This window comes from Mesorhizobium sp. 2RAF21, assembly GCF_052115345.1.
GTDB lineage: Bacteria > Pseudomonadota > Alphaproteobacteria > Rhizobiales > Rhizobiaceae > Mesorhizobium > Mesorhizobium terrae.
In genome coordinates this window covers 149,295-175,255 of record NZ_JBFRGM010000005.1, presented here as the reverse complement: position 1 = coordinate 175,255, position 25,961 = coordinate 149,295, and the positions used below count along the sequence as shown (strand labels likewise).

Annotated in this window: 27 protein-coding genes; 14 read left to right on the top strand and 13 right to left on the bottom strand. The window is 64.1% G+C overall.

The window, feature by feature from the left end:
* The first annotated feature begins 275 nt into the window (after positions 1-275).
* Positions 276-509, top strand: coding sequence for a BolA/IbaG family iron-sulfur metabolism protein (locus AB4136_RS10075; protein ID WP_024923777.1), 234 nt, complete (start codon positions 276-278; stop codon positions 507-509).
* 224 nt (positions 510-733) lie between these two features.
* Here the strand turns inward: AB4136_RS10075 and AB4136_RS10070 are convergent, their stop codons facing one another.
* Positions 734-1,771: a phosphodiester glycosidase family protein gene (locus AB4136_RS10070; protein ID WP_024923778.1), complete on the bottom strand. Its 1,038-nt coding sequence runs from the start codon at positions 1,769-1,771 to the stop codon at positions 734-736.
* 160 nt (positions 1,772-1,931) lie between these two features.
* On the opposite strand from AB4136_RS10070, the gene grxD reads away from it, so the two are divergent.
* Together grxD and AB4136_RS10060 are read left to right on the top strand one after the other, a co-directional pair.
* Positions 1,932-2,267 (top strand): Grx4 family monothiol glutaredoxin, encoded by a 336-nt coding sequence (gene grxD, locus AB4136_RS10065; protein WP_024923779.1) that lies wholly within the window; start codon positions 1,932-1,934, stop codon positions 2,265-2,267.
* A gap of 233 nt (positions 2,268-2,500) precedes the next feature.
* Positions 2,501-3,769: a multidrug effflux MFS transporter gene (locus AB4136_RS10060; RefSeq protein ID WP_024923780.1), complete on the top strand. Its 1,269-nt coding sequence runs from the start codon at positions 2,501-2,503 to the stop codon at positions 3,767-3,769.
* A gap of 35 nt (positions 3,770-3,804) precedes the next feature.
* On the opposite strand, the gene AB4136_RS10055 is transcribed toward AB4136_RS10060, so the two are convergent.
* From AB4136_RS10055 to AB4136_RS10040, 4 genes are all read right to left on the bottom strand, one after another.
* Positions 3,805-4,626, bottom strand: a complete 822-nt coding sequence (locus AB4136_RS10055; protein ID WP_137900435.1) for an inositol monophosphatase family protein — start codon at positions 4,624-4,626, stop codon at positions 3,805-3,807.
* Positions 4,616-5,482: a tRNA 2-thiocytidine(32) synthetase TtcA gene (ttcA, locus tag AB4136_RS10050; RefSeq protein WP_137900434.1), complete on the bottom strand. Its 867-nt coding sequence runs from the start codon at positions 5,480-5,482 to the stop codon at positions 4,616-4,618. The genes AB4136_RS10055 and ttcA overlap by 11 nt, the downstream gene beginning before the upstream one ends.
* 121 nt (positions 5,483-5,603) lie before the next feature.
* Positions 5,604-6,221 carry a 30S ribosomal protein S4 gene (rpsD, locus tag AB4136_RS10045; protein ID WP_024923783.1) on the bottom strand — a complete coding sequence of 206 codons (618 nt, stop codon included), beginning with the start codon at positions 6,219-6,221 and terminating at the stop codon, positions 5,604-5,606.
* Positions 6,222-6,536: 315 nt separating this feature from the next.
* Positions 6,537-6,944: a winged helix-turn-helix transcriptional regulator gene (locus tag AB4136_RS10040; RefSeq protein ID WP_024923784.1), complete on the bottom strand. Its 408-nt coding sequence runs from the start codon at positions 6,942-6,944 to the stop codon at positions 6,537-6,539.
* Between the two features lie 147 nt (positions 6,945-7,091).
* On the opposite strand from AB4136_RS10040, the gene AB4136_RS10035 reads away from it, so the two are divergent.
* On the top strand, positions 7,092-7,730 hold the full coding sequence (locus AB4136_RS10035; protein WP_137900433.1) for an NAD(P)-dependent oxidoreductase: 639 nt from the start codon (positions 7,092-7,094) through the stop codon (positions 7,728-7,730).
* A gap of 94 nt (positions 7,731-7,824) precedes the next feature.
* Here the strand turns inward: AB4136_RS10035 and murI are convergent, their stop codons facing one another.
* From murI to AB4136_RS10015, 4 genes are all read right to left on the bottom strand, one after another.
* A complete protein-coding gene (murI, locus tag AB4136_RS10030) occupies positions 7,825-8,628 on the bottom strand; it encodes a glutamate racemase (RefSeq protein ID WP_137900432.1) in 804 nt (267 codons plus the stop codon).
* 9 nt (positions 8,629-8,637) lie between these two features.
* Complete coding sequence (locus AB4136_RS10025) at positions 8,638-9,504, bottom strand: RNA methyltransferase (protein WP_137900431.1); 867 nt, start codon at positions 9,502-9,504, stop codon at positions 8,638-8,640.
* A gap of 85 nt (positions 9,505-9,589) precedes the next feature.
* On the bottom strand, positions 9,590-10,495 hold the full coding sequence (locus AB4136_RS10020; protein ID WP_441931168.1) for a GNAT family N-acetyltransferase: 906 nt from the start codon (positions 10,493-10,495) through the stop codon (positions 9,590-9,592).
* Between the two features lie 304 nt (positions 10,496-10,799).
* A complete protein-coding gene (locus tag AB4136_RS10015) occupies positions 10,800-11,513 on the bottom strand; it encodes a TrmH family RNA methyltransferase (RefSeq protein WP_137900429.1) in 714 nt (237 codons plus the stop codon).
* 200 nt (positions 11,514-11,713) lie between these two features.
* Between AB4136_RS10015 and AB4136_RS10010 the strand changes: the two genes are divergently transcribed.
* Together AB4136_RS10010 and AB4136_RS10005 are read left to right on the top strand one after the other, a co-directional pair.
* Entirely contained in the window at positions 11,714-12,925 is a 1,212-nt protein-coding gene (locus tag AB4136_RS10010) for an NADP-dependent isocitrate dehydrogenase (protein WP_137900428.1), read from the top strand.
* Positions 12,926-12,947: 22 nt separating this feature from the next.
* Positions 12,948-13,535: a demethoxyubiquinone hydroxylase family protein gene (locus AB4136_RS10005; RefSeq protein ID WP_137900427.1), complete on the top strand. Its 588-nt coding sequence runs from the start codon at positions 12,948-12,950 to the stop codon at positions 13,533-13,535.
* 21 nt (positions 13,536-13,556) lie between these two features.
* Here the strand turns inward: AB4136_RS10005 and AB4136_RS10000 are convergent, their stop codons facing one another.
* Entirely contained in the window at positions 13,557-14,405 is an 849-nt protein-coding gene (locus AB4136_RS10000; protein WP_137900426.1) for an AraC family transcriptional regulator, read from the bottom strand.
* Between the two features lie 183 nt (positions 14,406-14,588).
* On the opposite strand from AB4136_RS10000, the gene AB4136_RS09995 reads away from it, so the two are divergent.
* The 3 genes from AB4136_RS09995 to AB4136_RS09985 all read left to right on the top strand — a co-directional run bounded on the left by AB4136_RS09995 (position 14,589) and on the right by AB4136_RS09985 (position 17,390).
* On the top strand, positions 14,589-15,236 hold the full coding sequence (locus tag AB4136_RS09995; RefSeq protein ID WP_137900425.1) for a glutathione S-transferase family protein: 648 nt from the start codon (positions 14,589-14,591) through the stop codon (positions 15,234-15,236).
* Positions 15,237-15,436: 200 nt separating this feature from the next.
* Entirely contained in the window at positions 15,437-16,264 is an 828-nt protein-coding gene (locus AB4136_RS09990) for an aldo/keto reductase (RefSeq protein ID WP_137900424.1), read from the top strand.
* Between the two features lie 151 nt (positions 16,265-16,415).
* Positions 16,416-17,390, top strand: coding sequence for a glycerophosphodiester phosphodiesterase family protein (locus AB4136_RS09985; protein WP_137900423.1), 975 nt, complete (start codon positions 16,416-16,418; stop codon positions 17,388-17,390).
* 653 nt (positions 17,391-18,043) lie between these two features.
* Here AB4136_RS09985 and alaS read toward each other — a convergent pair.
* Together alaS and recA are read right to left on the bottom strand one after the other, a co-directional pair.
* Positions 18,044-20,707 (bottom strand): alanine--tRNA ligase, encoded by a 2,664-nt coding sequence (gene alaS / locus AB4136_RS09980; RefSeq protein ID WP_137900422.1) that lies wholly within the window; start codon positions 20,705-20,707, stop codon positions 18,044-18,046.
* Positions 20,708-21,123: 416 nt separating this feature from the next.
* Positions 21,124-22,209, bottom strand: coding sequence for a recombinase RecA (gene recA / locus AB4136_RS09975; protein ID WP_024923796.1), 1,086 nt, complete (start codon positions 22,207-22,209; stop codon positions 21,124-21,126).
* A gap of 42 nt (positions 22,210-22,251) precedes the next feature.
* On the opposite strand from recA, the gene AB4136_RS09970 reads away from it, so the two are divergent.
* From AB4136_RS09970 to AB4136_RS09955, 4 genes are all read left to right on the top strand, one after another.
* Positions 22,252-22,473 carry a hypothetical protein gene (locus AB4136_RS09970; protein ID WP_137900421.1) on the top strand — a complete coding sequence of 74 codons (222 nt, stop codon included), beginning with the start codon at positions 22,252-22,254 and terminating at the stop codon, positions 22,471-22,473.
* Entirely contained in the window at positions 22,470-23,414 is a 945-nt protein-coding gene (locus tag AB4136_RS09965) for a carbohydrate kinase family protein (RefSeq protein ID WP_065998109.1), read from the top strand. The genes AB4136_RS09970 and AB4136_RS09965 overlap by 4 nt, the downstream gene beginning before the upstream one ends.
* A 65-nt stretch (positions 23,415-23,479) precedes the next feature.
* Positions 23,480-24,397, top strand: a complete 918-nt coding sequence (locus AB4136_RS09960) for a pseudouridine-5'-phosphate glycosidase (RefSeq protein WP_024923798.1) — start codon at positions 23,480-23,482, stop codon at positions 24,395-24,397.
* Between the two features lie 74 nt (positions 24,398-24,471).
* Positions 24,472-24,891: a hypothetical protein gene (locus AB4136_RS09955; RefSeq protein ID WP_024923799.1), complete on the top strand. Its 420-nt coding sequence runs from the start codon at positions 24,472-24,474 to the stop codon at positions 24,889-24,891.
* Positions 24,892-24,913: 22 nt separating this feature from the next.
* Here AB4136_RS09955 and AB4136_RS09950 read toward each other — a convergent pair whose 3' ends face one another.
* On the bottom strand, positions 24,914-25,237 hold the full coding sequence (locus AB4136_RS09950) for a TfoX/Sxy family protein (RefSeq protein WP_024923800.1): 324 nt from the start codon (positions 25,235-25,237) through the stop codon (positions 24,914-24,916).
* 111 nt (positions 25,238-25,348) lie between these two features.
* Between AB4136_RS09950 and AB4136_RS09945 the strand changes: the two genes are divergently transcribed.
* Positions 25,349-25,846: a GFA family protein gene (locus AB4136_RS09945; RefSeq protein ID WP_024923801.1), complete on the top strand. Its 498-nt coding sequence runs from the start codon at positions 25,349-25,351 to the stop codon at positions 25,844-25,846.
* Positions 25,847-25,961 lie beyond the last annotated feature (115 nt).

Here is a 25,961-nt window from a genome sequence, read left to right as displayed (position 1 = left end):
CCAGCAACGTATCGGGGAAGCGGTAGTTTGGTGGCTTTTCGAAAAAATGGCCCGTCTGTCGCGATCGCTTTCGATCTACCTTTTCCCAACTGTCGGCTTGGGCAGATTTCGACCCGCACAGAATGGACAGCGGTTTTCCGACAAACGGTATTCCACCGTGCAACTGCGTAAATCTCGCATGCCGGTTCGTTTTCGAAACTAAGACCCGATGAATTGACCGAGGCTGGCGAATCCTGATTTCCTCGCCTCATCGGGAACTGAAGAAGGAACGTCCCATGGCGATGGACGCACACGACATCGAACGGCTGATCAAGGAAGGCATTCCGGACGCCCGGGTGACCATTCGCGATCTCGCCGGCGACGGCGACCACTATGCAGCCGAGGTCGTGGCGGAAAGCTTCCGCGGCAAGAGCCGGGTGCAGCAGCACCAGATGGTCTATGACGCGCTGAAGGGCAATATGGGCGGCGTTTTGCACGCGCTGGCCCTGCAGACCAGCATACCGGACTGATTTTACTAAGAAAATCCGGACGTGCCCGCGCTTCGGCCAGGCCGGCGCTCCTGCCTGCTGCTGACGCGCGATGTGGACAGAACGCCCGCGGCCGACAAAAGTGAAATGAAAAAGCGCTTTTGATTCAGACGGTTGTCGGTGACACCCCCGAAAATCGCGTCGGATTTGTCTACAAGCCGCTGTTTGCGCGCAAAATGGGTCTGTTTCGCGCGAAACGAGGTCGTCTAGCGCCCATTCTCCTTCATTCGCACCGCCAGGATCGGCCCCGCCGGGAACGAGGCGCCGACGATCGTGTCGGTGCCGTTGGAAAGCGTCGAGATGGCGCCGTCGAAGAACAGCGCGTTCCTGCAGCCGAGTGCGTCGCGGAACAGCCGGGCGAAGCTGCCGAGGCTGACCTCGCCGCGCGAGATGACCAGCACGATCGTATCGGGATCACGGACGCCGACCCCGTTGCGGATGTAGCGGGAGGAGCCATTCGGCTCGAAGCGCGGATGCAGGGCGCCGTCGATGACCAGCATCGGGCCGGATTGCGTGGCATAGGCCACCGAGGGTTTTGTCGCGGCATAGGCGCCGGTTTCCAACACGCCCGCCTTGCCGTCGGTGTCGACATAAAAGACGCCATTGGGTTTCAGGAAAAAATTTCCGTCGGCGTCGTCGCGGTTGAGCGGCGCTTCCTCGCGGCCCGCCGCCACGAACAGGCCGACCGGCGTCAAATCCTTGTGGTACATGCCGGCATTCATGGCGAGCAGCGCCGGCGTGCCGGCGGCGCGCATGGCCTGCGTGAATTTTCGCACCGAGGCGTAAGGCACACCGCCGGCGTCCGCCCGCTGCAACGTCACCGCGTAGCGGCGAAGATCGATCTCGCATACGACATAGGCGACCGTCTCGAAGGTCTGGTCGCGACAGGGCTCCGGCAATGCGGCCGGCGCGATGGGCGCCGCTTCGCTTGGCGTCGCCGGCGCCGGTGGGAGCGCGGCGGGCGCCTCCCCGTTCGGCGCCTGATTGTCCGGCGCGGTCGGCGCTTGGCCACCCGGCGGCAACGGAGGTGCCGGCGGCACCTGCGGCGGCGTGGATGGCACCTGCGATGGCGATGGCGACGCCGGTGCGGGAGCCGGCGACAGGCCGGGTTGAGGCGCGGTAGCGGGTTGGGCTGTAGGTGAAATCTCCAAGCCAGACGGGCGCGGCAGCGAGACAAACCATGCGGCAGCCAGGGCACCGGCCAAAAGCGCCGCCAGCCCGCCGAACAGGACCCGGCGCATCATCGGCTCTTCACGCCGGCCGGCGGATTGGCCCAGCCACGGCCCGTCGCTTGCGCCATTCCTAAGTGCAAATCGGCAAACATCTTGTCTCGCACGGCTGTCGGGTTTATCTGATGCTCATGTTTCAAGCCCGACTCCCACGGGCGCAGAAGGATTTTTGCCCATGAGCGGAATCAACGACTACATCGACAGCGAAGTGAAGAGCAACGACGTCGTCCTGTTCATGAAGGGTACACCGGGCTTCCCGCAGTGCGGTTTCTCGGGCCAGGTCGTGCAGATCCTCGACTATGTCGGCGTCGACTACAAGGGCGTCAACGTGTTGGACTCCAACGAGCTGCGCCAGGGCATCAAGGACTATTCCAACTGGCCGACGATCCCGCAGCTCTATGTGAAGGGCGAATTCGTGGGCGGTTGCGACATCATTCGCGAGATGTTCCAGGCCGGCGAATTGCAGGCCTTCTTCGACGAGAAAGGCATCAAGGTCAAAGGCGCCGCCTGACCTGACGCCCGCCGGACGATCGAGCCCGGCCCACAACTGAACAACCGTCCGTTCGAGGACGCGAGACCCGATGCGCCGGCCACCCGGCGCATCGTGCTTTCCGAAAATCGGGTTCGGTTTTCGGAAAGCACGATGCGCGGATTCATAATGTTAGAGCGTCCTTTGCGCGTCCGAACGGACGCGCAAAGGACGCTCTAACGGCGCATCGGCGTTTTGGCATTGGGGACGCCCTCATGGATACGCAAGTTCAACAGCCGGCCAAAGAGATGGCCTTCCCGATCCCGCGCTGGGAATTCATCGCGCTGTGCGCGGCGCTGATGGCGCTCAACGCGCTGGCCATCGACATCATGCTGCCGGGCCTGCAGGAGATCGGCGCCAGCCTCGGCGTCGCCAGCGAGAACCACCGCCAATATGTGATCTCCGCCTATTTCGGCGGCCTCGCCTTCGCGCTCCTGGCCTATGGGCCGCTGTCGGACCGTTTCGGCCGCCGCACGCCGTTGCTGGTGGGACTGACCATCTACATCTGCGCCGCCGCCGGCGCGGTCTTCGCACCGACTTTCGAGACCTTGCTGGCGCTGCGCTTCATCCAGGGCATCGGTGCCGCTTCGACCCGTGTCATCGCGGTTTCGATGGTGCGCGACCGTTTCGGCGGCCGCGCCATGGCCGAGGTGATGTCGCTGATCTTCATGGTGTTCATGGTGATCCCGGTGGTGGCGCCGTCGATCGGACAAGTGGTGATGATCTTCGCCAACTGGCACATGATCTTCATGGTGATGGCGCTGATCGCCGCGGCGATCGCGCTGTGGGCCGTCATCCGCCTGCCGGAAACGCAGCATCCCGAAGACCGCCGCGACGTCGATCTCGGCTCGATCTTCCAGGGCTTCAGGATCGTGCTGTCGAACCGGCTGTCGCTCGGCTACACGCTGGCATCCACCGCGGTGTTCGCTGCGCTGTTCGGCTTCATCAACTCGGCGCCGCAGGTCTATATCGGCATCTACCACCTCGGCTACTGGTTTCCGGTGCTGTTCGCGGCCATCGCCGGCATGATGGCGGTGTCGTCGTTCCTGAATTCGCGGCTGGTGATGCGCTTTGGCATGCGCCGCCTGTCGCATGGTGCGCTGATCGGCTTCACCATCGTCTCGACGATCTGGTTCGTGATATCGCTGTTCGGGCCGGTGCCGTTGCCGCTGTTCGTGCTTCTGTTCGCGGCGGCCATGTTCCAGTTCGGCTGGATCGGCTCGAACTTCAACGCCATCGCCATGGAGCCGCTCGGCCACATCGCCGGCACTGCCGCGTCGATCCAGGGTTTCATCCAGACATTGGGTGGCGGCCTGATCGGCGCCGCCGTTGGCCAGGCCTTCGACGGCACGGTCACACCGCTGGCCGCGGGCTTCTGCGGCGTCGGGCTGATGGCGCTGGTCCTGGTGCTGATCGCCGAGCGTGGCAAGCTGTTCACCGCGCCAAGCGCGCACCAGACGGTCAGCGCCGAGGCTGCTCACTGATTGCAAGGCCGGCAGCCAAGCGCTGCCGGTCCTTGTCAGGCCCAGAGTTCGCGCCTGATCTCGGCCCAGCTTGCCTTGTCGGGCGCCACAATCAGCCCACCGGAGAGATGCGACGGCAGGTAGGCGCTGCCGTCGAAGCGCGCCGCGTAGCCGCCTGCCTCCTGGTGGATGAGCACGCCGGCCAGGTGATCCCACGGCATCATCACGTTCTGGACGATGAAATGCGCGTGGCCGGCGGCAAGCACGCGATATTCATGCGCCGAGCAGCGGTAGCCGATGTAGGACAGGCACTTGGCCTGGTTCCTGGCGAGCAGCGAACGCTCGGGTTCGTCGAAGGCCTGCCAGCCGAGCGCACCGGTCATCAGCGAGAACGGCACCGGTTCGGCCACGGCGACACGTTCCGGCCCCTGTGCGCCAACCATGTGGCTTCCCGCTCCGCGAACGCCGATCAGGGCATCCTTGCCGACAGGATCGTAGATGATGCCCGCCACGGTCTCGCCGTCCTGGACCACCGCCAGGATGACGCCGAACACCGGCACGCCGGAGGCGAAATTGTAGGTTCCGTCGACCGGGTCGATGACGAAGGCCAGCTTGCTGCCGCCGAGCTTCGCCAGCAGCGTCTTGTCGGCCTCGCAGGCCTCTTCGCCGGCGATGAGGGCGTCCGGATAACGCGCGGCGATCGCCTGCGTGATGACACGCTCGGCGTTGATGTCCGCTTGGGTGACGAGGTCGGCGGCCGACTTCTTCTGCTGGATGTCGCCGGCACCAAGGCGCCGGAAGCGCGGCATGATCTCCTGTGCGGCCGCATCGGCCAGAACGCCGGTCAGCCATTCGATATCGCGGTCGTCAAAGTGCATCGTCATTCCCGATAGTGGTGGCCAGCGCGGCGAAATCGAACAGTTTGCGGTCGAGCAGATGCGACGGCCTTACATTGCCCATGGCGCGGATCATGGTGTCCTTGCGGCCGGGCTGCTTCTTCTCGATATCGTCCAGCATCGCCTTCATGGCGTTGCGCTGCAGGCCTTCCTGGCTGCCGCACAGGTCGCAGGGGATGATCGGGAAGGCCATGGCGGCGGCGAATTTTTCCAGATCGTCCTCGGCGCAATAGGCGAGCGGGCGCAGCACCATCATGTCGCCCTCGTCGTTGAGCAGCTTCGGCGGCATCGCCGCCAGCCGCCCGCCATGGAAGAGGTTCATGAAGAAGGTCTCGAGGATGTCCTCGCGGTGGTGGCCAAGCACCAGCGCCGAACAGCCTTCCTCCCGCGCGACGCGGTAGAGATGGCCACGCCGCAGCCTGGAGCACAGCGAACAATAGGTGGCGCCCTGCGGCAGCTTGTCGGTGACGATCGAATAGGTGTCCTGATATTCGATGCGGTGGGCGATGCCGTTGGCGGTGAGATAATCCGGCAGGATGTGCTTGGGGAAGTTCGGCTGGCCCTGGTCGAGATTGCAGGCGACGAGCTCCACCGGCAGAAGGCCGCGCCATTTGAGATCCAGCAAAAGCGCGAGCAGGCCGTAGGAATCCTTGCCGCCCGACAGCGCCACCAGCCAGCGTTCGCCGGGCTTGACCATGGAAAAGTCGTCCATAGCCTGGCGCGCCAGCCTGAGCAGCCGCTTGCGCAGCTTGTTGAACTCGACCGAAGACGACACATCGCGAAATAGCGGATGGCAGCCGCCGTCGAGATCGGGGATGGTTTCGGCTTGCACGTTCATGGCGTAACGTTCCGCAGGATGATGCCGCGCCTTATAGCGGCGCTCGCCCCGCCAAACAAACGCTCCAGACAAAAAAGGCCGCCCGGAGGCGGCCTTTTCGCAATCTGTATTCGCCGCCTGATTAGCGCGAATAATATTCGACGACCAGGTTCGGCTCCATCTGGACGGCGTACGGAACGTCCGACAGGCCGGGGATGCGAGCGAAGGTGGCGACCATCTTGTTGTGATCGGCTTCGATGTAGTCCGGCACATCACGCTCGGCGAGCGCGACCGATTCCAGGACGATGACGAGCTGCTTCGACTTCTCGCGCACCTCGATGACGTCGCCGACCTTGCAACGGTACGAACCGATGTTGGTGCGCTTGCCGTTGACGTTGATGTGGCCGTGGTTGACGAACTGACGGGCAGCGAAAATGGTCGGCACGAACTTGGCGCGGTAGACGACGGCGTCCAGGCGCGATTCCAGCAGGCCGATCAGGTTCTCGGAGGTGTCGCCCTTGCGGCGGTCGGCCTCTTCGTAGGTCTTGCGGAACTGCTTTTCCGAAACGTCGCCGTAGTGACCCTTCAGCTTCTGCTTGGCGCGCAGCTGCAGACCGAAGTCCGACAGCTTGCCCTTGCGGCGCTGGCCGTGCTGACCGGGACCGTATTCGCGCTTGTTGACCGGGGACTTCGGACGGCCCCAGATGTTTTCGCCAAGGCGACGGTCGATCTTGTACTTTGCGGATTCGCGTTTGCTCATCGCATTCCCTTTCAAAACAAAATACCCGGACCTCATGGTCCGAGTGAAGGAAACGCGCCCTCCTCTGGCCCCCGTTTTCGGAGCCTGACAGGATCTTCCGCGCAAGCGACAAGAAGATCCACGGGACACGTCGGTGATGCAAGAACCTGAAATCGGATGATTCCCGGACCTTGCGGCATAAAACAAAGCACCGGACCTCACGGCCCGGCGTTGCGCGGGTTCGATAGACCGCTGTCATCGTTCTGTCAAGCGCGGGGATCGGGCCGCGTCCGGTGCGTTGGCTCAGGCACGCGCCGACATATCGGCGCTCCGGCCTCAGGCGGCGGCGTCGAAGGCGGCGCGCGCGACACGCAGATTGTCGCGGTTGCCGGCGGCCCAGGCGCCGAGTGCCGCGATCGGCACGGCAAGCGACTGGCCGAGCTCGGTCAGCGCGTATTCCACCTCCGGCGGCGTGGTCGGCCGCACGGTGCGACGCACAAGGCCGTCGCGTTCCAATGAGCGCAGCGTCACCGTCAGCATGCGCTGCGAGATGCCTTCGATCGACCGTTTCAGCGCGTTGAAGCGCATGGTCGCCGGCTGCAGGTTGAGGATGACCAGGATGCTCCAGGTGTCGCCGAAACGGTCCAGCGCCTCGCGGATCGGACAATTGCCGTCGGCGTCGATGGCGAAACCCGGCGTGGTGTGAAGCAGCGGCACGCCCGCTTCGTTGGTTCTGGCGTTCATGCGGTTCCTTTCACGTAACCTGGGCACGAAATCATGCGTTCTTTTCGCGGCAAGCGGTCGTCGCTATGTAGTTACCCGTGATAACCTGATTACTGAAAATATCCATCTTTCCCGGCAAGGGGAAGGGGAAAGACAAGGAGACCATCCATGAAGATCGCCCTTATCGGCGCTTCCGGCTTCGTCGGCGGCGCGCTCACCAAGGAAGCCACCCAGCGCGGCCACAGCGTCACCGCCATCGTGCGCAACCCGGCCAAGGTGCAGGCTGGCGCCGGCGTCACCGCGGTCAAGGCCGACGTCACCGACGTCAAGCAGCTCGCCTCGCTGATCGCCGGCCATGACGTCGTCATTTCCGCCTTCAATGGCGGCTGGGGCGATCCCGACATCTACAACAAACACATGGCCGGCTCGCGCGCCATTGTGGCCGCCGCCAAGCAGGCCGGCGTGCGCCTGATCGTGGTGGGCGGCGCCGGCAGCCTGCACGCGCCGGACGGCAGCCAGCTCGTCGATTCGCCGCATTTCCCGGACGCCTACCGCGACGGCGCCCGCGGCGCCCGCGACGCGCTGGCCGAGCTGCGCAAGGAGAGCGGCCTGGAATGGTCGCTCGTGTCGCCGGCCGCGCATATCGCGCCGGGCGAACGCACCGGCAAGTTCCGCCTGGGTGGCGACGAGCCGGTGCTCGACGCCAAGGGCGAAAGCCATGTCTCGGTGGAAGATCTCGCCTACGCCGTGCTGGACGAAGCCGAGACGCCGAAGCACACCGGCAAGCGTTTTACGCTCGGCTACTGAGCCGAACCATCGAACGCCGTAACGGCGTATACCGGACAGGTCAGTCCTCGGACTTCCTGTCCGGTACGGTTTTTCGGCCGGCCAGGGCGAAAAGTCAGGAAACCGTGGTCAGCCCAAAGCCCTGCATCAGGCGCCGGATGGCGTGGTCGGGCTTGCCGGAGGTGAAGACGGCGATGTCGGGGCCGTTCGGTGCGAAGTCCCTGCGGCTGCCTGCCTGCGCTCCATCCAGCAGCGACAGCGCGCGCCGCGCGATCGCTTCCGCCGGGTCGATCCAGTCGACCGGCCAGGGCGCGGTCTTGCGCATGCGGTTGGCCAGGAAGGGATAGTGCGTGCAGGCCAAAACGACGATGTCGGTGAAACGGCCGTCCTGCTCGATGAAGCAGGGCGCGATCTCGGCGCGCACGGCTTCCTCGTCGACGAAGCCGTCACGCATATAGACCTCGGCGAGGCCCGCCAGCGCCGTCGAGCCGACCAGGCGCACATGACATTTCTGCGCCCATTTCGCGATCAGGTCGCGCGTGTATTGCCGCTTGACCGTACCCGGCGTCGCCAGCACCGAAACCAGGCCGGAGCGCGTGCGCTCGGCCGCCGGCTTGATCGCCGGCACGGTGCCGACGAAAAGATGGCTTGGGAACGTCTCGCGCAGCGCGTCGATGACCAGCGTCGACGCCGTATTGCAGGCGATGACGGAAATGGCCGGGCGATAACGCTCCAGCAATTCACCGAACAGGGCCAGAAGATGCGCCAGCAGCGCCGGCTCTTCCCAATTGCCATAAGGAAAGGCGGCATCGTCGGTGATGTAGATGAAGCGGCGGTCGGGCATCAGGACGCGCGCCTCGCGCAGCACGGTGAGCCCACCGACGCCGGAATCGAACATCAGGATCGGCTGCTCGCTCATCGCTTGTCCTCAGTCGTTGTCGAGACCCTTGCCGCCCTCGGGCGGCAGCGTATCGGCGTCATCGTCCGCATGGGCGGCGCGATCGGCCTTGGCCTTGCGTTCGGGATAGCCGGCGCCGCGCGGCTCCTTTGGCGAGAAATAATCGAGCGACGCAACCACACCACGCAGCACCTTCAATTCCGGCTGGGCGAAGCCGGCGCGGGTCAGAACGGCGCGCAGATTGTCGACCATCTTGGGCTTCTTTGCGGCGGGCCGGAAATAGCCGCGCGCCTCCAGCGCCGCCTCCAGATGCGCGAACAGGCCGTGCAGCTGTTCCTTGGTGGCGGGCAACATTTCCGGGCCGGCAAAATTGGTGTCGGTCTCGCTCTCCAGCCCGGACTTCATCCACTCATAAGACATCAGAAGCACGGCCTGGGCGATGTTGAGCGAGGAAAAGTCCGGATCGACCGGGAAGGTAACGATCTCGTCGGCGAGGCCGACCTCTTCATTATAGAGGCCGAAACGCTCGCGCCCGAACAGGATGCCGGTCTTCAAGCCCTCGCGCTGGCGCGACCGCAGCGCCCTGCCCGCCTCCACCGGCCCACGAACTTCCTTGAAGCCATCGCGCTCGCGCGCCGTGGTGGCGAAGACGAAATTCAAGTCGGCTACGGCCGAAGGCAGGTCATCGTAAAGCTTGACCGCGTCGATAACATGGTCGGCCCGGCTCGCCGCCGCGCGCGCCTTCTCGCTCGGCCAGCCGTCGCGCGGGTTGACGAGCCGGAGTTCGCTCAAGCCGAAATTCGCCATGGCCCGCGCGACCATGCCGATGTTTTCGCCAAGCTGCGGCTCGACAAGGATGATGGCGGGGCCGCCCGCTTCGTGTGAAGAATTCGTCATTGCAACCAGAAAACGCTCATTTGCGACATTGTCGCGACCCCTGCCATATTCGGCCGGGAAAATGAAGGGTTGGCAAAGACAGGCGTCACCCCGCGACCTTGATCTGCGGCAGGTCCCGGGTGAAGGCGCGAAAGCCGACGCTGTAATACATGTCGCGGGCGGCCGCGTGGGCCGGCGCGCCGCGACAGGCGACCAGCATGTGTTTCGCGCCGGCGGCTTTTGCCAGATGCATGCCATGCAGTTGCAACGCGGCGCCCAGCCCTCGCCGCCGGAAATCCGGATGGGTGCCGACGGGCTCGAATTCGGCGGTTTGCGTCGCCTCGTCCAGCCGGATGATCGCGGTCGCGGCCAGGGCGCCGTCCGGTGCGGCGACCAGCACATGCAGGTCGGCCCGATACGGCCAGGTCTGCCGGACCCGCTCGAACGCCGCCTCGTTGAAGGCCGAGGGATGCCATGCGTCGCGATGCACCTTGACCGCATCCGCCGCGGGGACTTCCGCGGCGGTCAGGAAGCGGAACCCTTCGGGCAGCGCCGGGTTCGGCACGTCGGTCAGCTCGCGCATGTTGAACTGCACCCAGGAGCCGTCGTCTCCACCGGCCTCCGTGTCGAAGGCGTAGCCATGCGCGGTGACGATCGCCTGCGCCGCGACATCGGCGGACTGTATCGTCAGCAGCCGGTCGACATCGCCCGCCACATCGTCATACCAGTCCAGTATGTCGACCAGCAGTTCCGGCCGGTCCGGATGCGCCTGCCAGATCAGATTGGCGGTGTCGCTCTCGCGGAACGTGCCGTCGCCGCGTGGAACCTTGTAAGGCAGATGCGCCCAGCCCCAGCCAGCCAGCCGGCCGTCGACGAGCCACAACCGATGCCGCCAGAATGGGCCGAGCGCATCGAAATCCTTGGCCCAGACCCAGGCCAATTCGCCGACGGTGGCGTCGCCGTTCAGCAACTCGGGCCGCAGCGCGGTCACCTCCTGGGCCAGGCCCTGCATCAGTCTCAATTCGGTCGGGCCAAGCTGTTCCATACGCGCAGCTTGGCAGGGCTACACTGCGCTGTCGAGCGCGTGCGGGCTGCGGGGCCTGAGTTCACGGAAGCTGGCATTCACCACGGCGCGACCATGCCGATGTTCTCGCCAAGCTGTGGCTCGCCAAAGACTAACCGGCCATCCGCTCGAGCGGACGATTCGTCATTGCTACCAGAGAACGCTCATTCGCGACGTTGTCGCGACCCCATGTTCGGCGGAGGAAATGAAGGGTTGGCAGATTCGAGGTGATTTGCAGGCGCTGCTTCCGACGTCAGGTCAGATCTTCCGTCGATGCCACCTTGTCTATTACGAAGCCTTCGCCTGAAGCGTGGTCGTCGCTTTCGCGAGGCATCACCGTGGGCAGCGGCTCAACACGTTTCCCCTTCCGTCTGCTACGGCTATATTTGCTCTGGTACTCGCGGCGCTGTTTCGCGACTTCGTACAAAACGATACCTGAGCAGGTACCGAGATTGAGGCTCTCGATCATCCCGAACATCGGAACTGCCACACACATCTCGCTGCGCTCGACGGCAAGAGCACTGATGCCGCGTGCCTCGTTGCCGAACCAGACCGCAAGCTTCGTGGGTCGTGTGTAATCGCCCTCATGCAGAAAGACGTTCGTCTTGCCCTTAACATGCGGCGAGGTGACTATCGAAACGAAACCCTTCTTCTCCAAATGGTCGAGACACGCTTCGGTGCTGTCGAAGCGCCTGACGAATGTCCATTTAACGGCGGACACGGATGTTTTGGAAAGCGACTTCCGCTCGCGCATGTCTTGCCAATCGTCGGGGAGCGCCTTTCGCGGATCGACGATGTATACTTTCTCGACGCCCAACGCGTTTACATTGCGCAGGACCGTCCCGATGTTCTTGATGTCGGACGGGTCTTCAACGACCGCGATCAAATTTTTGCAACGAAACGACTTAATCGCATCCGCACGCTTGCGGACCGACACTTTTGATTTCTCAACTTCATTTGGTTCCATGGAGATTTCTTACCACGCATGAAATGAGCTTCAAGATGTGTTCCAAGCCAAGGGCCTTTGCGAACCGTCAAAGCGGCGCCATCTTGTATCATCCCCGCTTCTCACCGTTTGCACCCCCCAACACGCTTTGCTATGAGAGCCGCATCTGACGGCCGAGCCCTGCGCGAGGCCCTTTCCCGACCAGCAGCGAGGCTTTCTTTATGGCGAAGATCAAGGTGGCTAACCCCGTCGTCGAACTCGACGGCGACGAGATGACCCGCATCATCTGGCAGTTCATCAAGGACAAGCTGATCCACCCCTATCTCGACATCGACCTCGAATATTACGACCTCGGCATCGAGCACCGCGACGCCACCAACGACCAGGTGACGATCGACGCGGCCAACGCCATCAACAAATGGGGCGTGGGCGTGAAATGCGCCACCATCACGCCTGACGAGCAGCGCGTCGAGGAATTCAAGCTGAAGAAGATGTGGAAGTCGCCCAACGGCACGATCCGCAACATCCTGGGCGGCACCATTTTCCGCGAACCCATCATCATGAAGAACGTGCCGCGCCTGGTGCCGGGCTGGACCAAGCCGATCATCGTCGGCCGCCACGCTTTCGGCGACCAGTACAAGGCGACCGATTTCAAATTCCCCGGCAAGGGCAAGCTGTCGATCAAGTTCGTCGGCGACGACGGCCAGGTGATCGAGCACGACGTGTTCGACGCGCCGGGCGCCGGCGTGGCGATGGCCATGTATAATCTCGACGAGTCGATCCGCGAATTCGCCCGCGCCTCGCTGAACTACGGCCTGCTGCGCAACTATCCGGTCTACCTGTCGACCAAGAACACCATCCTCAAGGCCTATGACGGCCGCTTCAAGGACATCTTCCAGGACGTGTACGAGAAGGAATTCGAGGCCGAGTTCAAGGCGCGCAAGCTGTGGTACGAACACCGCCTCATCGACGACATGGTGGCCTCTTCGCTGAAGTGGTCGGGCGGCTATGTCTGGGCGTGCAAGAACTATGACGGCGACGTGCAGTCCGACACGGTGGCGCAGGGCTTTGGCTCGCTCGGCCTGATGACCTCGGTGCTGATGACGCCGGACGGCAAGACGGTGGAAGCGGAAGCCGCGCACGGCACCGTGACGCGCCACTACCGCCAGCACCAGAAGGGCGAGGAAACCTCGACCAACTCGATCGCCTCGATCTTCGCCTGGACGCGCGGTCTCGCCCACCGCGCCAAGCTGGACGACAATGCCGCGCTGAAGAAATTCGCCGAGACGCTGGAAAAGGTCTGCATCCAAACCGTCGAGTCGGGCTTCATGACCAAGGACCTGTCGCTGCTGATCGGCCCCGACCAGCCCTGGCTGTCGACCACCGGTTTCCTCGACAAGATCGACGAGAATTTGCAGAAGGCGATGGCCTGACGCTTCTAACCGGAAAGCGTCGATGGTCGTTCCCCTTTCTCCGCGCGATGCCCTGACGATCGCTCGTATCGTCAGGGTCAATCATGCGGGGGAATTCGGCGCCATCCGCATCTATTCCGCACAGATCACTGTGGCCCGAAGGCTCTATCCCGAATGCGTGCCGGTGCTTTCGGAAATGCTCGAACACGAAATCCGGCATTGCACGCTTTTCAGGCAAGCCATGCCGTCACGAAAATCTCGCCCCTGCCGGGTAATGCAGCTTTGGAGCGGAGGCGGCTGGCTTCTCGGTTTCCTCACGGCGCTGCTAGGCCGGCGCGGCGTGTGGGCATGCACGGCAGCCGTGGAGGCCACCGTGCATCATCATCTCGACGATCAGTTGCATTTCCTCGCAGCCAGGGATGAGGAGCTTCATGCTCTCATCCTTTCGATCCGCGAGGAAGAACTGGCGCACCTGCACCATGCCGAACAACAACTGGTTGGCGAGGATAACTTCGCCAAAGCGCTTCGCGCAGCCATCTCCGTCGCGACCAACATATTGATATGGCTTTCCACCTGGGGCGATTCCGTACGCATGGCGCGCGCGCTACGGCAGACAGATCTATCCCACTGACCGAGATATCGGCAGCGCTTCTCACACCAGCGGCAGATGGATGTCGGTCAAGAGCTCCGAGGGAGCCACGTCACGCGGGTTGTTGAGGTACTCCTCGAACATGAGAGCATCGCGCAGCTTGCGGCCCGATTTCGGCAGCCATTCGGCATAGAGCCATTTGTAGGCCTTGTGCATCTCGGCATAGGGGCCCTTGTGGTGCAGAACCGCATACTCACCGCCCGAGATCGCGCGACGCTCGAGCGGTGCCGCGACGGGTGCCGAGGCATCGGCATTGACGCAGGCGACCGAGCGCAGCTTGTCTTCGGCGACAAGATCGGGATCGTCAAAGTAGACACCGATCATGCGCATGTCCGGCCGTGCCTGGCCGCGTGCATAGAGCGTGCCGAACAGCTGCTCGAAAGCCCTGTCGATCTGCAGGTAGGAACCTTGATGGGCAACGCCGACAAGGCTGGTATCCGGGATGGTGCGGATCTGAACGTCGAACATGTGGGAAGCCTTTCCTTTGTGGGTTTCAAACAGCGTGTGGCTTCCCTCTTTCCGGTAGCGCGCCGGCGGCATGCCGTAGGCCGCCTTGAAGATGCGATTGAACGACTGGACGTTGGGATAGCCAGATCGTTTCGCAATTTCGCCGACGCTCAGGTCCGTCTCGACGATATCGCCGGCGGCACGGTGGAGCCTCAGACGCTTGACCGTCTGGGCCGCCGTTTCGCCGTAGATGGCGCGGTAGATCCGATGCCAGTGATAGGACGACAGGCAGGCGATCTCGGCCAGGCGCTCCATATCCAGCTCCTCGTCGAGGTGTTCGTGGATGTGGTTCGAAACGCGCCTCAGACGCGCTTCGTAGACTGCCCATGCCGTTTCGCCATTCATATCGAACCTCATGCAAATCGATCGGCCGGAAACAACCATAGCCACATTTGACAAATCCTGCTGACTTGCGGGTTGCCATAAGCGGCGCCACGCGATCCCCATCTGGCCTGCCACGCGTCGGTCTCAGGGCCAGACCGACCGGCGCATTTTCGTGATATTCAGCCGAGGCGACCGGAGCCGAGCATGAGCCAGCAGCCGAAACCCATCCTCTATGGCGCCGACTACAGCGTCTATGTCCGCATCGCGCGGCTCGCGCTCATGGAAAAGAATGTCGAGCACGACCTCGTGCCGGTCGACATCTTCGCCGAGGGCGGAGCGCCCGATTGGTATCGCGCCCTGCATCCCTTCTCGAAGATACCGGCCTTCGAGCATGACGGGCTGAAGCTGTTCGAGACGACGGCGATCGCGCGCTATGTCGACGAGGCTTTCGACGGCCCTGCCCTGCAGCCTCATGAGCCGCGCCAGCGTGCGGTGATGAACCAGATCATCGGCCTGCTCGACGCCTATGCCTATCGGCCACTGGTGTGGGACATCTATGTCGAGACCGTCTCCAAGCCGCGCCAAGGCGAGACACCCGACGATGCGGTGGTGACGGCTGCCGTGCCGCGCGCCGAAACCTGCCTCGCGACATTGGCCGGGCTGAAGCAGCCCGGACCGTTCCTGCTCGGCGAGCAGTTGACGCTGGCCGACCTGCATGCGGCACCGATGTTTTTCTATTTCGCGCAGGCTGCGGTGGCGGCGCCGATGTTCGAAAAGCATCCTGCGCTGCTTGCCTGGTGGGACGCGATGCAGGGTCGCGAGAGTTTTCTCGCGACCCTTCCTTCCAGCTAAGGGCTTCCAGTGCGAGTAGCTTTTTTCGTACCGAACCTGAAATCAGGCGGTCGTTTCCTTGCCGTTGTCACGCGCGCGCCCCAGATTATGGGTGGCGGTCCGTTCGGGCCGCGACCATCCTTTCCGGCGATGTCCATCGGCCAACCCAGGCACCGTCTCCCCATCGACCGCCATCCCACGACGATTTCAGGAAAGAGACCATGAGCCCAACACTCCGTTTCAACGACGGCAAGCAGATACCGCAGCTCGGCTTCGGCGTCTGGCAGGTGCCGAACGAGGGCGCCAACGCGGCGGTGACCGCGGCCATCGAGGCTGGTTATCGCTCGATCGACACCGCCGCGATCTACCGCAACGAGCAGGGCGTCGGCGATGCGCTGGCCGCCTCCAGCGTTCCCGCCAAGGACATCTTCCTCACCACCAAACTGTGGAATTCGGACCAGGGTTACGATGCGGCGCTCAAGGCCTTCGACGCCAGCCTGAAGAAACTGCGCCGCGACAGCGTCGACCTCTACCTCATCCACTGGCCGGCGGCTTCGCTCGGCCGCTATGTCGACAGCTGGAAGGCGCTGATCAAGCTGCGCGAAGAAGGGCGCGTCGCTTCCATCGGCGTCTCCAACTTCCAGATCGCCCATCTGGAACGGCTGAAGGCGGAAACCGGCGTGGTGCCGGCGATCAACCAGGTAGAGCTGCACCCGCACTTCCAGCAGAAGGCGCTGCGCGCCTATCACGAAAAGGAAGGCATCGTGACCGAAGCCTGGAGCCCGCTCGGCCAGGGCACATTGCTGAACGACCCGGCGCTGGCCGCGCTGGCCGGCAAGTACGGCAAGACCGTCGCCCAGGTGATCCTGCGCTGGCACCTCGACATCGGCAATGTCGTGATCCCGAAATCGGTGACGCCGGCCCGCATCGTCGAGAACTTCCAGGTTTTCGATTTCAAACTCGCGCCGGAAGACATCGCGGCGATCGAAAAGCTGGACGACGCGAAGGGCAAGATCGGCCCCGACCCCGACACGTTCGCGATGGTGTAGGATAAGCCGACAGTGACAAACCGACGGGCGTCTTGCCGAAAGGCAGGCGCCCGTCGCCCTTTTCCACAACCGCCTTCAAAGCGGCACAGCTTGGTCCAGATTTCGTCCCGGTTGCGCGCATAGTTGCCGCATCGAACCCCGGGGGAAAATCATGCGCAAGCGCACAATCGCTTTTCTTGGCATCTTTGCCGCCGCTGGCGCCGTCTGGGCCGCCAACAGCAGCCTGCTGGCCGGTCAAAGCGAACAGCGCCCGATGCTGATCGCCCATCGCGGCCTTGGCCAGACCTATTCGCTTGCCGGGATCGGCCGCGACACCTGCACGGCGGACCGCATCCATCCGCCCGAGCACGCTTACCTGGAAAACACCATTGCCGGCTTCAAGGCGGCCTTCGCGGCCGGCGCCGACATCGTCGAGTTCGACGTGCACCCGACCACCGACGGCCAGTTCGCGGTGTTCCACGACTGGACGGTGGATTGCCGCACCGACGGCAAGGGCGTGACGCGCGAAAAGAGCCTGGCCGAGCTCAAGGCTCTGGATGTCGGCTATGGCTACACCGCCGACGGCGGCAAGACCTTTCCGTTTCGCGGCAAGGGTGTCGGGCTGATGCCCAGCCTCGACGAGGTGTTTTCCGCGTTTCCCGACCGGCGTTTCCTCATCAACATCAAGAGCGACGACATCGCCGAGGGAAGCCTGCTGGCCAAGGTCATCGGCGCGATGCCGGCGGAGCGGCAAAAGTCGATCCTGGTCTATGGCGGCGGCAAGGCGATGCAGGCCTACAAGACGGCGCTGCCGGAGGCGGTGGTGCTCGGCACCGACCGCGTTATCCCCTGCCTGTTGCGTTACGCGGCGCTGGGCTGGAGCGGCCATGTGCCGGCGGACTGCCGCAACACGCTGTTCATGCTGCCGGCCAACTATGCGCCATTCGCCTGGGGTTTTCCGAACCGGCTCAGCGAACGGCTGGCCGCCCACGGTTCGACGCTGGTGGTGCTGGGCGACAATGACGGGTCGCGGTATTCGACCGGCGTCGACGATCTGGCGACGCTGGAGAAGCTGCCGGCGCGATTCGACGGCGCGATCTGGACCAACCGCGTCGACCGCATCGGCCCGGCGGTGGTTGCCCGATAGCGCGCGCGTTTCGAGGCGCATCAGGTGCGGCTTTCGAGGCGCGCCCGCGCTGCTTCTTTCGCTCATCATTCCGGGCGTTCGTCATTCCGGGCAAGCGAGGCGAAGCCGAGCGTCGCCCCGGAACCCATAAAGCTGCACGGCCGGGACTTGGGTTCGCGTAGACAGTCGTGAAATATGCGACGCCAGCCCTGCTGCATGAGCGATTCAAGACGAGGACCGGGCCGGGCTCGACGATGTTGCGGCCAATAGGTTCCGGCTCTCGCTGCGCTCGGCCGGAATGACGGAGGCGTAATCGCCATCTTCACCCTGTTTCGAGCCATCAGGGGATGTGACGGAGCGGCATCCCAAACCTTCGTCATTCCGGGCAAGCGAGGCGGAGCCGAGCGCCGACCCGGAACCCATTGAGCAGCATGGCCGGGACCTGGGTTCGCTTAAACAACCGCGAAACATGCGGCGCCGATCCTGCTCCATGAACGGTTCAGAACGAGGACCGGGCCGGGCTCGACGACGTAGGGCCAATAGGTTCCGGCTCTCGCTGCGCTCGGCCGGAATGACGCGTTCTGCTAGCGCATCGGCGCGGCGGTGATGGCCGCACAATAGAAAATGCCGGGCGAAACGCCCGGCATCGATTGATCATCCGGAATTTGCGTGGCTCAGGCCGCCAGTGTCGCCCTGACCGCGGCGATCGCGTCATCGGCCTTGGAGGCATCGGGGCCGCCGGCCTGCGCCATATCGGGCCGGCCGCCGCCGCCCTGCCCGCCGAGCGCTGCCGAGGCGACACGCACCAGATCGACCGCGCTGAAACGCGCGGTGAGATCCTCGGTGACGGCGACGACGACGCTCGCCTTGCCGTCGGCCTCGCCGACCAGCACGACCACGCCGGAGCCCAGCGCCTTCTTGCCTTCGTCGGCCAGCGACTTCAGGTCCTTCGGCGCGACACCCGACACCGCCTTGCCCATGAAACCGACGCCGGCCACCGTCTCGGACGCGGTCTCGGCAGCGCCATTGGCAGCGCCGCCGCCCATGGCGAGCTTCTTCTTCGCGTCGGTCAGTTCGCGCTCCAGCTTCTTGCGCTCTTCCAGCAGCGCTTCCACCCGCGCGGGTACGTCGGCCGGCGAAATCTTCAGCGTCGCCGCCACCGTTTTCAAGCGCCGGTCCTGCTCGTCGAGATGACGGCGCGCCGCCTCGCCGGTCAGCGCCTCGATGCGGCGCACGCCGGCGGCCACACCGCTGTCGGAAACGATGCGCACGAGGCCGATGTCGCCGGTCGCCTTCACATGGGTGCCGCCGCACAGCTCGACCGAATAGGGCCGGTTGGCCTTGGCGCCATGCAGGCCTGTGCCCATTGTCACCACCCGCACCTCGTCGCCATATTTTTCGCCGAACAGCGCCATGGCGCCTTCGGCAATGGCATCGTCGACCGACATCAGCCGCGTGGTGACCGGGCTGTTCTGCACGACGATCTCGTTCGCCATGCGCTCGACCACTTCCATCTCCTCGGCCGAAATCGGCTTGTTGTGCGAGATGTCGAAACGCAGCCGCTCGGGCGCCACCAGCGAGCCCTTCTGGGCGACATGCGTGCCCAGCACCTCGCGCAGCGCCTCGTGGATGAGGTGCGTGGCCGAATGGTTGGAGCGCAGGCGCGAACGGCGCGCATGGTCGACCTCGAGTTCGACGGCGACGCCGGTCTTCACCGCGCCTTTGGCAACCTTGCCGAGATGGACGAACAGGCCATCGGCCTTCTTTTGCGTGTCGGTGACGTCGATGCGGAAACCTTCGCCGGTGATCGTGCCGGTATCGCCCATCTGGCCGCCGGACTCGCCGTAGAACGGCGTCTGGTTGACGACGACGGCAACCGTGTCGCCTTCCTTGGCGTCGTCGACCACCTTGCCGTCGCGCACGATGGTGGCGACGATGCCTTCCGCCTTCTCGGTCTCGTAGCCGAGGAATTCGGTGGCGCCAGTCTTGTCGCGCACGGAGAACCAGACGGTCTCGGTCGCCGCCTCGCCAGAGCCCGCCCAATGGGCGCGGGCTTCCGCCTTCTGCCGCTCCATCGCGTCGGTGAAGCCGGCGAGATCGACGGAGATCGAGCGCTGGCGCAGCGCGTCCTGCGTCAGGTCCAGCGGGAAGCCGTAGGTGTCATAGAGCTTGAAGGCGGTCTCGCCGTCCAGCATGTCGCCGGCACCGAGCTTGTCGGTTGCCTCGCCGAGCAGGCCGAGGCCACGCACCAGCGTCTTGCGGAAGCGGGTTTCCTCCAGCTTCAGCGTCTCGGTGATCAGCGCCTCGCCGCGCACCAGTTCCGGATAGGCCTGGCCCATCTCGCGCACCAGCGCCGGCACCAGCTTCCACATCAGCGGCTCGGAAGCACCCAAGAGCTGCGCATGGCGCATGGCGCGCCGCATGATACGGCGCAGAACATAGCCGCGGCCCTCGTTGGAGGGCAGCACGCCGTCGGCCACCAGGAAGGAGGAGGAGCGCAGATGATCGGCGATGACGCGGAAGGAACCGACATTGTCGGCATTCGGGCCATGGCCGAGGGCGGAGGACGCCGCGTCGATCAGATGGCGGAACAGGTCGGTCTCGAAGACGCTCTCCACCCCTTGCAGGATGGAGGCCATGCGCTCCAGCCCCATACCGGTGTCGATCGAGGGGCGCGGCAGGTCGACACGCTGATCCTTCGAAACCTGCTCATATTGCATGAAGACCAGGTTCCAGAATTCGAGGAAGCGGTCGCCGTCCTCTTCCGGGCTGCCGGGAGGGCCGCCCCAGATGTGCTCGCCGCGGTCGATGAAGATTTCCGAGCACGGGCCGCACGGGCCGGTGTCGCCCATCGCCCAAAAATTGTCGGAGGTGGCGATGCGGATGATGCGGTCGTCGGAAAAACCGGCGATCTTCTTCCAGTAGCCGGCCGCCTCGTCGTCGGTGTGGTAGACGGTGACGAGCAGCTTGTCCTTCTTCAGCCCGAAATGCTTGGTGATCAGCGTCCAGGCAAGTTCGATGGCGCGTTCCTTGAAATAGTCGCCGAAGGAGAAATTGCCGAGCATCTCGAAGAAGGTGAGATGGCGCGCGGTGTAGCCGACATTGTCGAGGTCATTGTGCTTGCCTCCGGCGCGCACGCTCTTCTGGGCGGTCGCGGCGCGCGAATAAGGCCGCTTCTCGAGACCCGTGAAGACGTTCTTGAACTGCACCATGCCGGCATTGGTGAACATCAGCGTCGGGTCGTTGCGCGGCACCAGCGGGCTGGAGGCGACGATCTCGTGCCCTTCCTTGCGGAAATAGTCGAGAAAGGTCGACCGGATTTCGTTCACGCCACTCATCGAAACTGCCTTTATGGTGAAGCCGCCGCGCGAGGCGGCGGAAATGGACTAGGCCTTTTAGCGGCAGCGTTTCAGCCTGTCCAGAAACACGCGGCATTGCGCGCTCCTGCCCGTCTCGACGGGTGGATGAGGCGCTCAAACGCGAACCGCCGGCGCGGGGCCGGCGGTCGGTGAACTCAGTTGGGCGATAAGCCTGCCCTCGGGTGCTCGAAATTCGAAAAGCCAGTCAATTGGCTTTTCGCGGAACGCTTCCCGGCCCTCGGCTTTGGCCTCGGGCGTTCGAGCCCTTTGAAAGGTCCACCGGACCTTTCAATTCGCTCCAAGGCGAGCCGCTGCCCGGCCCCTCGCAGGCTCGGGGCGTTCGAAGCTCGAAAAGCCAAGCAGTTGGCTTTTCGTCCGCTAACGCGGACCGCTTCTCACCCCTCCGCGGCGTCGTCTAGGTCGTTGTCGGCGCCGCCGTTCTGCAGGAGCTTCTCGGCGATCAGCCCGGCATTCTGCCGCAGCGCCAGTTCGATTTCGTTTGCCGTATCCGGATTGTCGCGCAGGAACTGCTTGGCGTTCTCGCGACCCTGACCGAGGCGCTGGGAATTGTAGGAGAACCAGGCGCCCGACTTCTCGACAATGCCGGCCTTGACGCCGAGATCGACCAGCTCGCCGGTCTTCGACACGCCTTCGCCATACATGATGTCGAATTCGATGACCTTGAAGGGCGGCGCCAGCTTGTTCTTGACCACCTTGACGCGGGTCTGGTTGCCGACGACCTCGTCGCGGTCCTTGATCGAGCCGATACGGCGGATGTCGAGGCGCACCGAAGCGTAGAACTTCAGCGCGTTGCCGCCGGTGGTGGTTTCGGGCGAGCCGAACATGACGCCGATCTTCATGCGGATCTGGTTGATGAAGATGACCATGGTGTTGGAGCGCGAGATGGAGGCGGTGAGCTTGCGCAGCGCCTGGCTCATCAGGCGGGCTTGCAGGCCAGGCAGCGAATCGCCCATCTCGCCCTCGATTTCGGCACGCGGCGTCAACGCCGCGACCGAGTCCACCACCAGAACGTCGATGGCGCCCGAGCGCACCAGCGTGTCGCAAATCTCCAGCGCCTGCTCGCCGGTGTCCGGCTGCGAGATCAGGAGATTTTCGAGATTGACGCCCAGCTTGCGGGCATAGACCGGGTCGAGCGCGTGCTCGGCATCGACGAAGGCGCAGATGCCGCCCTTCTTTTGCGCTTCCGCCACCGTGTGCAGCGCCAGCGTGGTCTTGCCCGAGCTTTCCGGCCCGTAGATTTCAATGATGCGGCCGCGTGGCAGGCCACCGACGCCGAGCGCGATGTCGAGTCCCAGCGAGCCGGTCGGCACCGTCTCGATCTCGACCACCTGCTCATTGGCGCCGAGCCGCATGATCGAGCCCTTGCCGAATGCCCGCTCGATCTGCGACAGCGCAGCGTCCAGAGCTTTTGTTTTGTCCACCGAATTGTCCTCTACAAGCCTCAAGCTATTCTGAGCCATGATACATCACCCCTTGGTCGTCAATGAAGGCCGGATCGTCCGGTGGTTCCTGTGAATATGTACCCTTTTTGTTCTATTTTGGCAAGACACATCAAACTGTTGAAAAATATGAATTATCCGTATTTGTTCTTTTTTTGTTTTGTCAGCAAGCCGCAAAACCTGTCCCCAGATGCGATCGCGGCAAACGCTCCGGAAACGCCTGGTCGATTCGGCAGGAGCAGCGTGACGCAGCCACGCGCGGGCCTGATCGGGGCACAGGCATGAACCAGCCCCCCAAGCTTTTCGCGGCCGGCGGCGCGCATATCGACCGGCGCGGCCAGGTAGCGGGCGCCTATGTGCCGGCGGCGTCCAACCCCGGCACCATGCGCGAGGATGTCGGCGGCGGTGTCTTCAACGCGCTGCGCACGGTGGTGCGGCGCGGCGTTTCGGCCTCGCTCATCTCCACACGCGGCGGCGACGGCGCCGGCGAGACGGTGGCGCGCGCCATCGCCGAGGCCGGCATCGCCGACCTCTCCGCGACATTCCTCGACCGCACCACGCCGAGCTACACGGCGATCCTCGACCGCGACGGCGAGCTGGTGGTGGGTTTCGCCGATATGGGGCTTTATGAGCTGGCCTTTCCCAAACAGATGCGGCGCGCCAGCGTGCGCACGGCGGTGGATCAGGCAGACGCCGTGCTCACCGACGCCAATTTGCCGACGGCGGCGCTGGAGCGGCTGACCGCGACGGCCGGCGAAAAACCGGTCTTCGTCATCGCCATCTCGCCGGCCAAGGTGGTGCGGCTGGCACCGATCTTCGAGCGCCCTGCCTTGCTGTTCATGAACCGGCGCGAGGCATCGGCGCTGACCGGCCTGGCGCGCGACGCAGGCGAGGCCGAGCTGGTGGCCGGCCTGCGCGGCATCGGCCTGCGCGGCGGCGTGGTGACGGCGGGAGACCGGCCGGCGCTCGGCTTCGACAAGGACGGTGCCTTCTCGATCGCGCCGCCGCCGCCCCGCGCGGTCGTCGACGTCACCGGCGCGGGCGATGCGCTGGCCGGCGCCACTGTCGCCGCATTGCTGCATGGCCAGCCGCTGCGCGCCGCCTTGCGCGAGGGCGTGGCGGCGGCCGGGCTTGCCATCGAAAGCCCGCTCGCCATACCCGACTTCACCCCGGCATCCTTTGCCGCAGCCCTGGCCCTTGTGCCGCAGGCGCGGGAAGTGGCATGAGGACGGCCCGAACAGATTGTTGACGGCGCAGCACAGACAGCGCGGCAGCCGACCGGAGATTTCCAATGACGCTTGAAACCGCCCGCCCCTATATCGACATCCACGCCCCGGTGGCGGAAGCACTGGCAGCCGGGCGCCCGGTGGTGGCGCTGGAATCGACCATCATCACCCACGGCATGCCCTATCCCGACAATGGCGCGATGGCGGCCAATGTCGAGAAGATCATTGCCGATGAAGGCGCGGTTCCGGCGACGATCGCCGTGGTCAAGGGCCGCATCAAGATCGGCCTTTCCGACGGCGAGCGCGAATCGCTGGCCATGACGGGCGATGCCATGAAGCTGTCGCGCGCCGATTTCGCCTTCGCCGTCGCCGAAGGCCGCACCGGCGGCACGACGGTGGCGGCAACCATGATCGCCGCGCATATGGCCGGCATCAAGGTGTTCGCGACCGGCGGCATCGGCGGCGTACACAAGGGCGCCGAAAAGAGCTTTGACATCTCCGCCGACCTCGACGAGCTGGCCCGCACGCCGGTGATCGTGGTGTCGGCCGGCGCCAAGGCGATCCTCGACATCGAAAAGACGCTGGAAGTGCTGGAGACGCGCGGCGTGCCGGTGATCGGCCATGGCTGCGAGACGATGCCGGCCTTCTGGTCGAGGCAGTCGCCTTTCCGCGCGCCGCTGACGCTGGACGCACCCGAAAAGATCGCGAAGCTGTTCAAGACGCGCCAGGCGCTCGGCATCGATGGCGGCGTGCTGGTGGCCAATCCGGTTCCGGTCGCCGACGAGATCCCGGCGGCCGAAATGGCCGGCTATATCGAGGCGGCGCAGAAGGCGGCGGAAGCACAGAATGTCACCGGCAAGTCGGTGACACCGTTCCTGCTCGGCAAAATCCTCGAACTCACCAACGGCCGCAGCCTGAAGACCAATATCGCGCTGGTGGAAAACAATGCCCGCGTCGCGGCGCGGGTTGCCAAGGCGCTGTAGGGTCTCGACGCTGAAAAGGAGCGCCCTGCCGGACACTCCTTAAGTTTACGAAACGCCGTCGTTGAGAGGGATGAATGTCGATACAGCGGAAACTGACCGTCGTTGCCTTTTGCGCCACCGCTTTGCTAACCGGCATGGCAGGCGCGCAGGCCGCCGCAAAATGCTCGCCTTACGAGCAGCAGGTGGCCAAGCAGATCAAGGAAGGCAGGGCATTCGTGAAAGAGGCCAGCTTCAAGAAGTGGATCGACGCCGGCTTGCAGACCAAGGCGCCCTACAACAAGAAGCCCTATACGGCTTACAGCAAATGGTATGCTCGCTTCGATAAGCTGGGCAGCCAGGAGGCGGAAGCCGAGAACGTAAAATTCCTTGAAAAACACGGCTTTACGGCCTCAGCCGCCTATTCCGTGTTTCAGGGCTACGCGCTCAACGGCAAGCTGACGTCGTCCGTCGATATCGATTTCGAGAAAAAGATGAACGCCTATCCCTGCCGTTGATCGGCAGGGATTTTCGGACGCCTCATTTTCCGGCGCGCAGGCCCGCTTCGTAGGATTTGCGCGCCCAGGCGGCCATTTCGTCGGGATCGTCGACGGCACCGTCGGGCACGGTCCAGTAAGGCATGGAAACCTGCTTGCCATGCTTGGAGCCGACATAACTCCATTGCCTGCAGCCGGCGGCCTCGAACTCGGAAGCCAGCTGGGCATCGCCCTTCAGCATCAATTCGCCGCGCAGATCGATGGCGATGATGACATTGTCGAAATAAATGCCCTTGCCACCGAACAGGCGGCGGATGTCGACCGGGCCGAGGCCGGCGAAAAGATCGGCGATAGCGTCATTGTCCATGAAACGATCATGACACTCCCCGACGCACTCGTCACGACGCCGGGCAAGTTCTCCTGACAGATTTCGAGCCGATCGGCTGTAGGATAGGGTCGATCCAGCGAGGAGACGATCATGCCCATGCTTCTTCAAGGCTCCTGCCGTTGCGGCGCCGTCCACTTCGAGGTCGAGAGCCACACGCCCGTGCCCTATCAGCTCTGCTATTGCTCGATCTGCCGCAAGCAGCAGGGCAGCGGCGGCTATGCGATCAATCTTGGCGCCAACTCCGCGACGCTGAAGGTGAGCGGCGGGGAAAAGCTCGGCGTCTATCGCGCCGAAATCCAGGACGACGAACGGCCGGTCTGCGAAACCGCCACCGGCGAGCGCAATTTCTGCACGCACTGCGGCTCGGCGCTGTGGCTCTACGATCCGACCTGGCCCGAACTCGTGCATCCCTTCGCGTCGGCCGTCGACACCGACCTGCCGGCGCCGCCGGAGCGCACGCATCTGATGCTGAAATACAAGGCCGGCTGGACGGAGCCGAACATCCGCGACGGCGACAAGGTGTTTGCTCTCTATCCTGAGGAATCGATCGCGGACTGGCATCGGCGGACCGGCATGTGGGTGGAATGAGGATTCTGTCTTCTCCCCGTTCACGGGGAGAAGATGCCGGCAGGCAGATGAGGGGCGGCGCGGACTTTTCGAAGCTAGCTCTGCCCCTCATCCGGCCCTTCGGGCCACCTTCTCC

Bases quoted from the DNA above. Each gene is read 5' to 3' on its own strand.
- AB4136_RS10015 (WP_137900429.1), bottom strand. From the start codon at position 11,513: ATGGAACCAAATGAAGTTGAGAAATCAAAAGTGTCGGTCCGCAAGCGT.
- AB4136_RS09995 (WP_137900425.1), top strand. From the start codon at position 14,589: ATGAGCCAGCAGCCGAAACCCATCCTCTATGGCGCCGACTACAGCGTC.
- AB4136_RS10060 (WP_024923780.1), top strand. From the start codon at position 2,501: ATGGATACGCAAGTTCAACAGCCGGCCAAAGAGATGGCCTTCCCGATC.
- AB4136_RS10020 (WP_441931168.1), bottom strand. From the start codon at position 10,495: ATGCAGGGCCTGGCCCAGGAGGTGACCGCGCTGCGGCCCGAGTTGCTG.
- rpsD (WP_024923783.1), bottom strand. From the start codon at position 6,221: ATGAGCAAACGCGAATCCGCAAAGTACAAGATCGACCGTCGCCTTGGC.
- AB4136_RS10010 (WP_137900428.1), top strand. From the start codon at position 11,714: ATGGCGAAGATCAAGGTGGCTAACCCCGTCGTCGAACTCGACGGCGAC.
- recA (WP_024923796.1), bottom strand. From the start codon at position 22,209: ATGGCTCAGAATAGCTTGAGGCTTGTAGAGGACAATTCGGTGGACAAA.
- murI (WP_137900432.1), bottom strand. From the start codon at position 8,628: ATGAGCGAGCAGCCGATCCTGATGTTCGATTCCGGCGTCGGTGGGCTC.
- AB4136_RS10035 (WP_137900433.1), top strand. From the start codon at position 7,092: ATGAAGATCGCCCTTATCGGCGCTTCCGGCTTCGTCGGCGGCGCGCTC.
- ttcA (WP_137900434.1), bottom strand. From the start codon at position 5,482: ATGAACGTGCAAGCCGAAACCATCCCCGATCTCGACGGCGGCTGCCAT.
- AB4136_RS09950 (WP_024923800.1), bottom strand. From the start codon at position 25,237: ATGGACAATGACGCTATCGCCGATCTTTTCGCCGGCCTCGGCCCGGTC.
- AB4136_RS09955 (WP_024923799.1), top strand. From the start codon at position 24,472: ATGTCGATACAGCGGAAACTGACCGTCGTTGCCTTTTGCGCCACCGCT.
- AB4136_RS10070 (WP_024923778.1), bottom strand. From the start codon at position 1,771: ATGATGCGCCGGGTCCTGTTCGGCGGGCTGGCGGCGCTTTTGGCCGGT.
- AB4136_RS10075 (WP_024923777.1), top strand. From the start codon at position 276: ATGGCGATGGACGCACACGACATCGAACGGCTGATCAAGGAAGGCATT.
- AB4136_RS10025 (WP_137900431.1), bottom strand. From the start codon at position 9,504: ATGACGAATTCTTCACACGAAGCGGGCGGCCCCGCCATCATCCTTGTC.
- AB4136_RS09960 (WP_024923798.1), top strand. From the start codon at position 23,480: ATGACGCTTGAAACCGCCCGCCCCTATATCGACATCCACGCCCCGGTG.
- alaS (WP_137900422.1), bottom strand. From the start codon at position 20,707: ATGAGTGGCGTGAACGAAATCCGGTCGACCTTTCTCGACTATTTCCGC.
- AB4136_RS09985 (WP_137900423.1), top strand. From the start codon at position 16,416: ATGCGCAAGCGCACAATCGCTTTTCTTGGCATCTTTGCCGCCGCTGGC.
- AB4136_RS09965 (WP_065998109.1), top strand. From the start codon at position 22,470: ATGAACCAGCCCCCCAAGCTTTTCGCGGCCGGCGGCGCGCATATCGAC.
- AB4136_RS09990 (WP_137900424.1), top strand. From the start codon at position 15,437: ATGAGCCCAACACTCCGTTTCAACGACGGCAAGCAGATACCGCAGCTC.
- AB4136_RS10005 (WP_137900427.1), top strand. From the start codon at position 12,948: ATGGTCGTTCCCCTTTCTCCGCGCGATGCCCTGACGATCGCTCGTATC.
- AB4136_RS10040 (WP_024923784.1), bottom strand. From the start codon at position 6,944: ATGAACGCCAGAACCAACGAAGCGGGCGTGCCGCTGCTTCACACCACG.
- AB4136_RS10000 (WP_137900426.1), bottom strand. From the start codon at position 14,405: ATGAATGGCGAAACGGCATGGGCAGTCTACGAAGCGCGTCTGAGGCGC.
- AB4136_RS10055 (WP_137900435.1), bottom strand. From the start codon at position 4,626: ATGCACTTTGACGACCGCGATATCGAATGGCTGACCGGCGTTCTGGCC.
- AB4136_RS09945 (WP_024923801.1), top strand. From the start codon at position 25,349: ATGCCCATGCTTCTTCAAGGCTCCTGCCGTTGCGGCGCCGTCCACTTC.
- grxD (WP_024923779.1), top strand. From the start codon at position 1,932: ATGAGCGGAATCAACGACTACATCGACAGCGAAGTGAAGAGCAACGAC.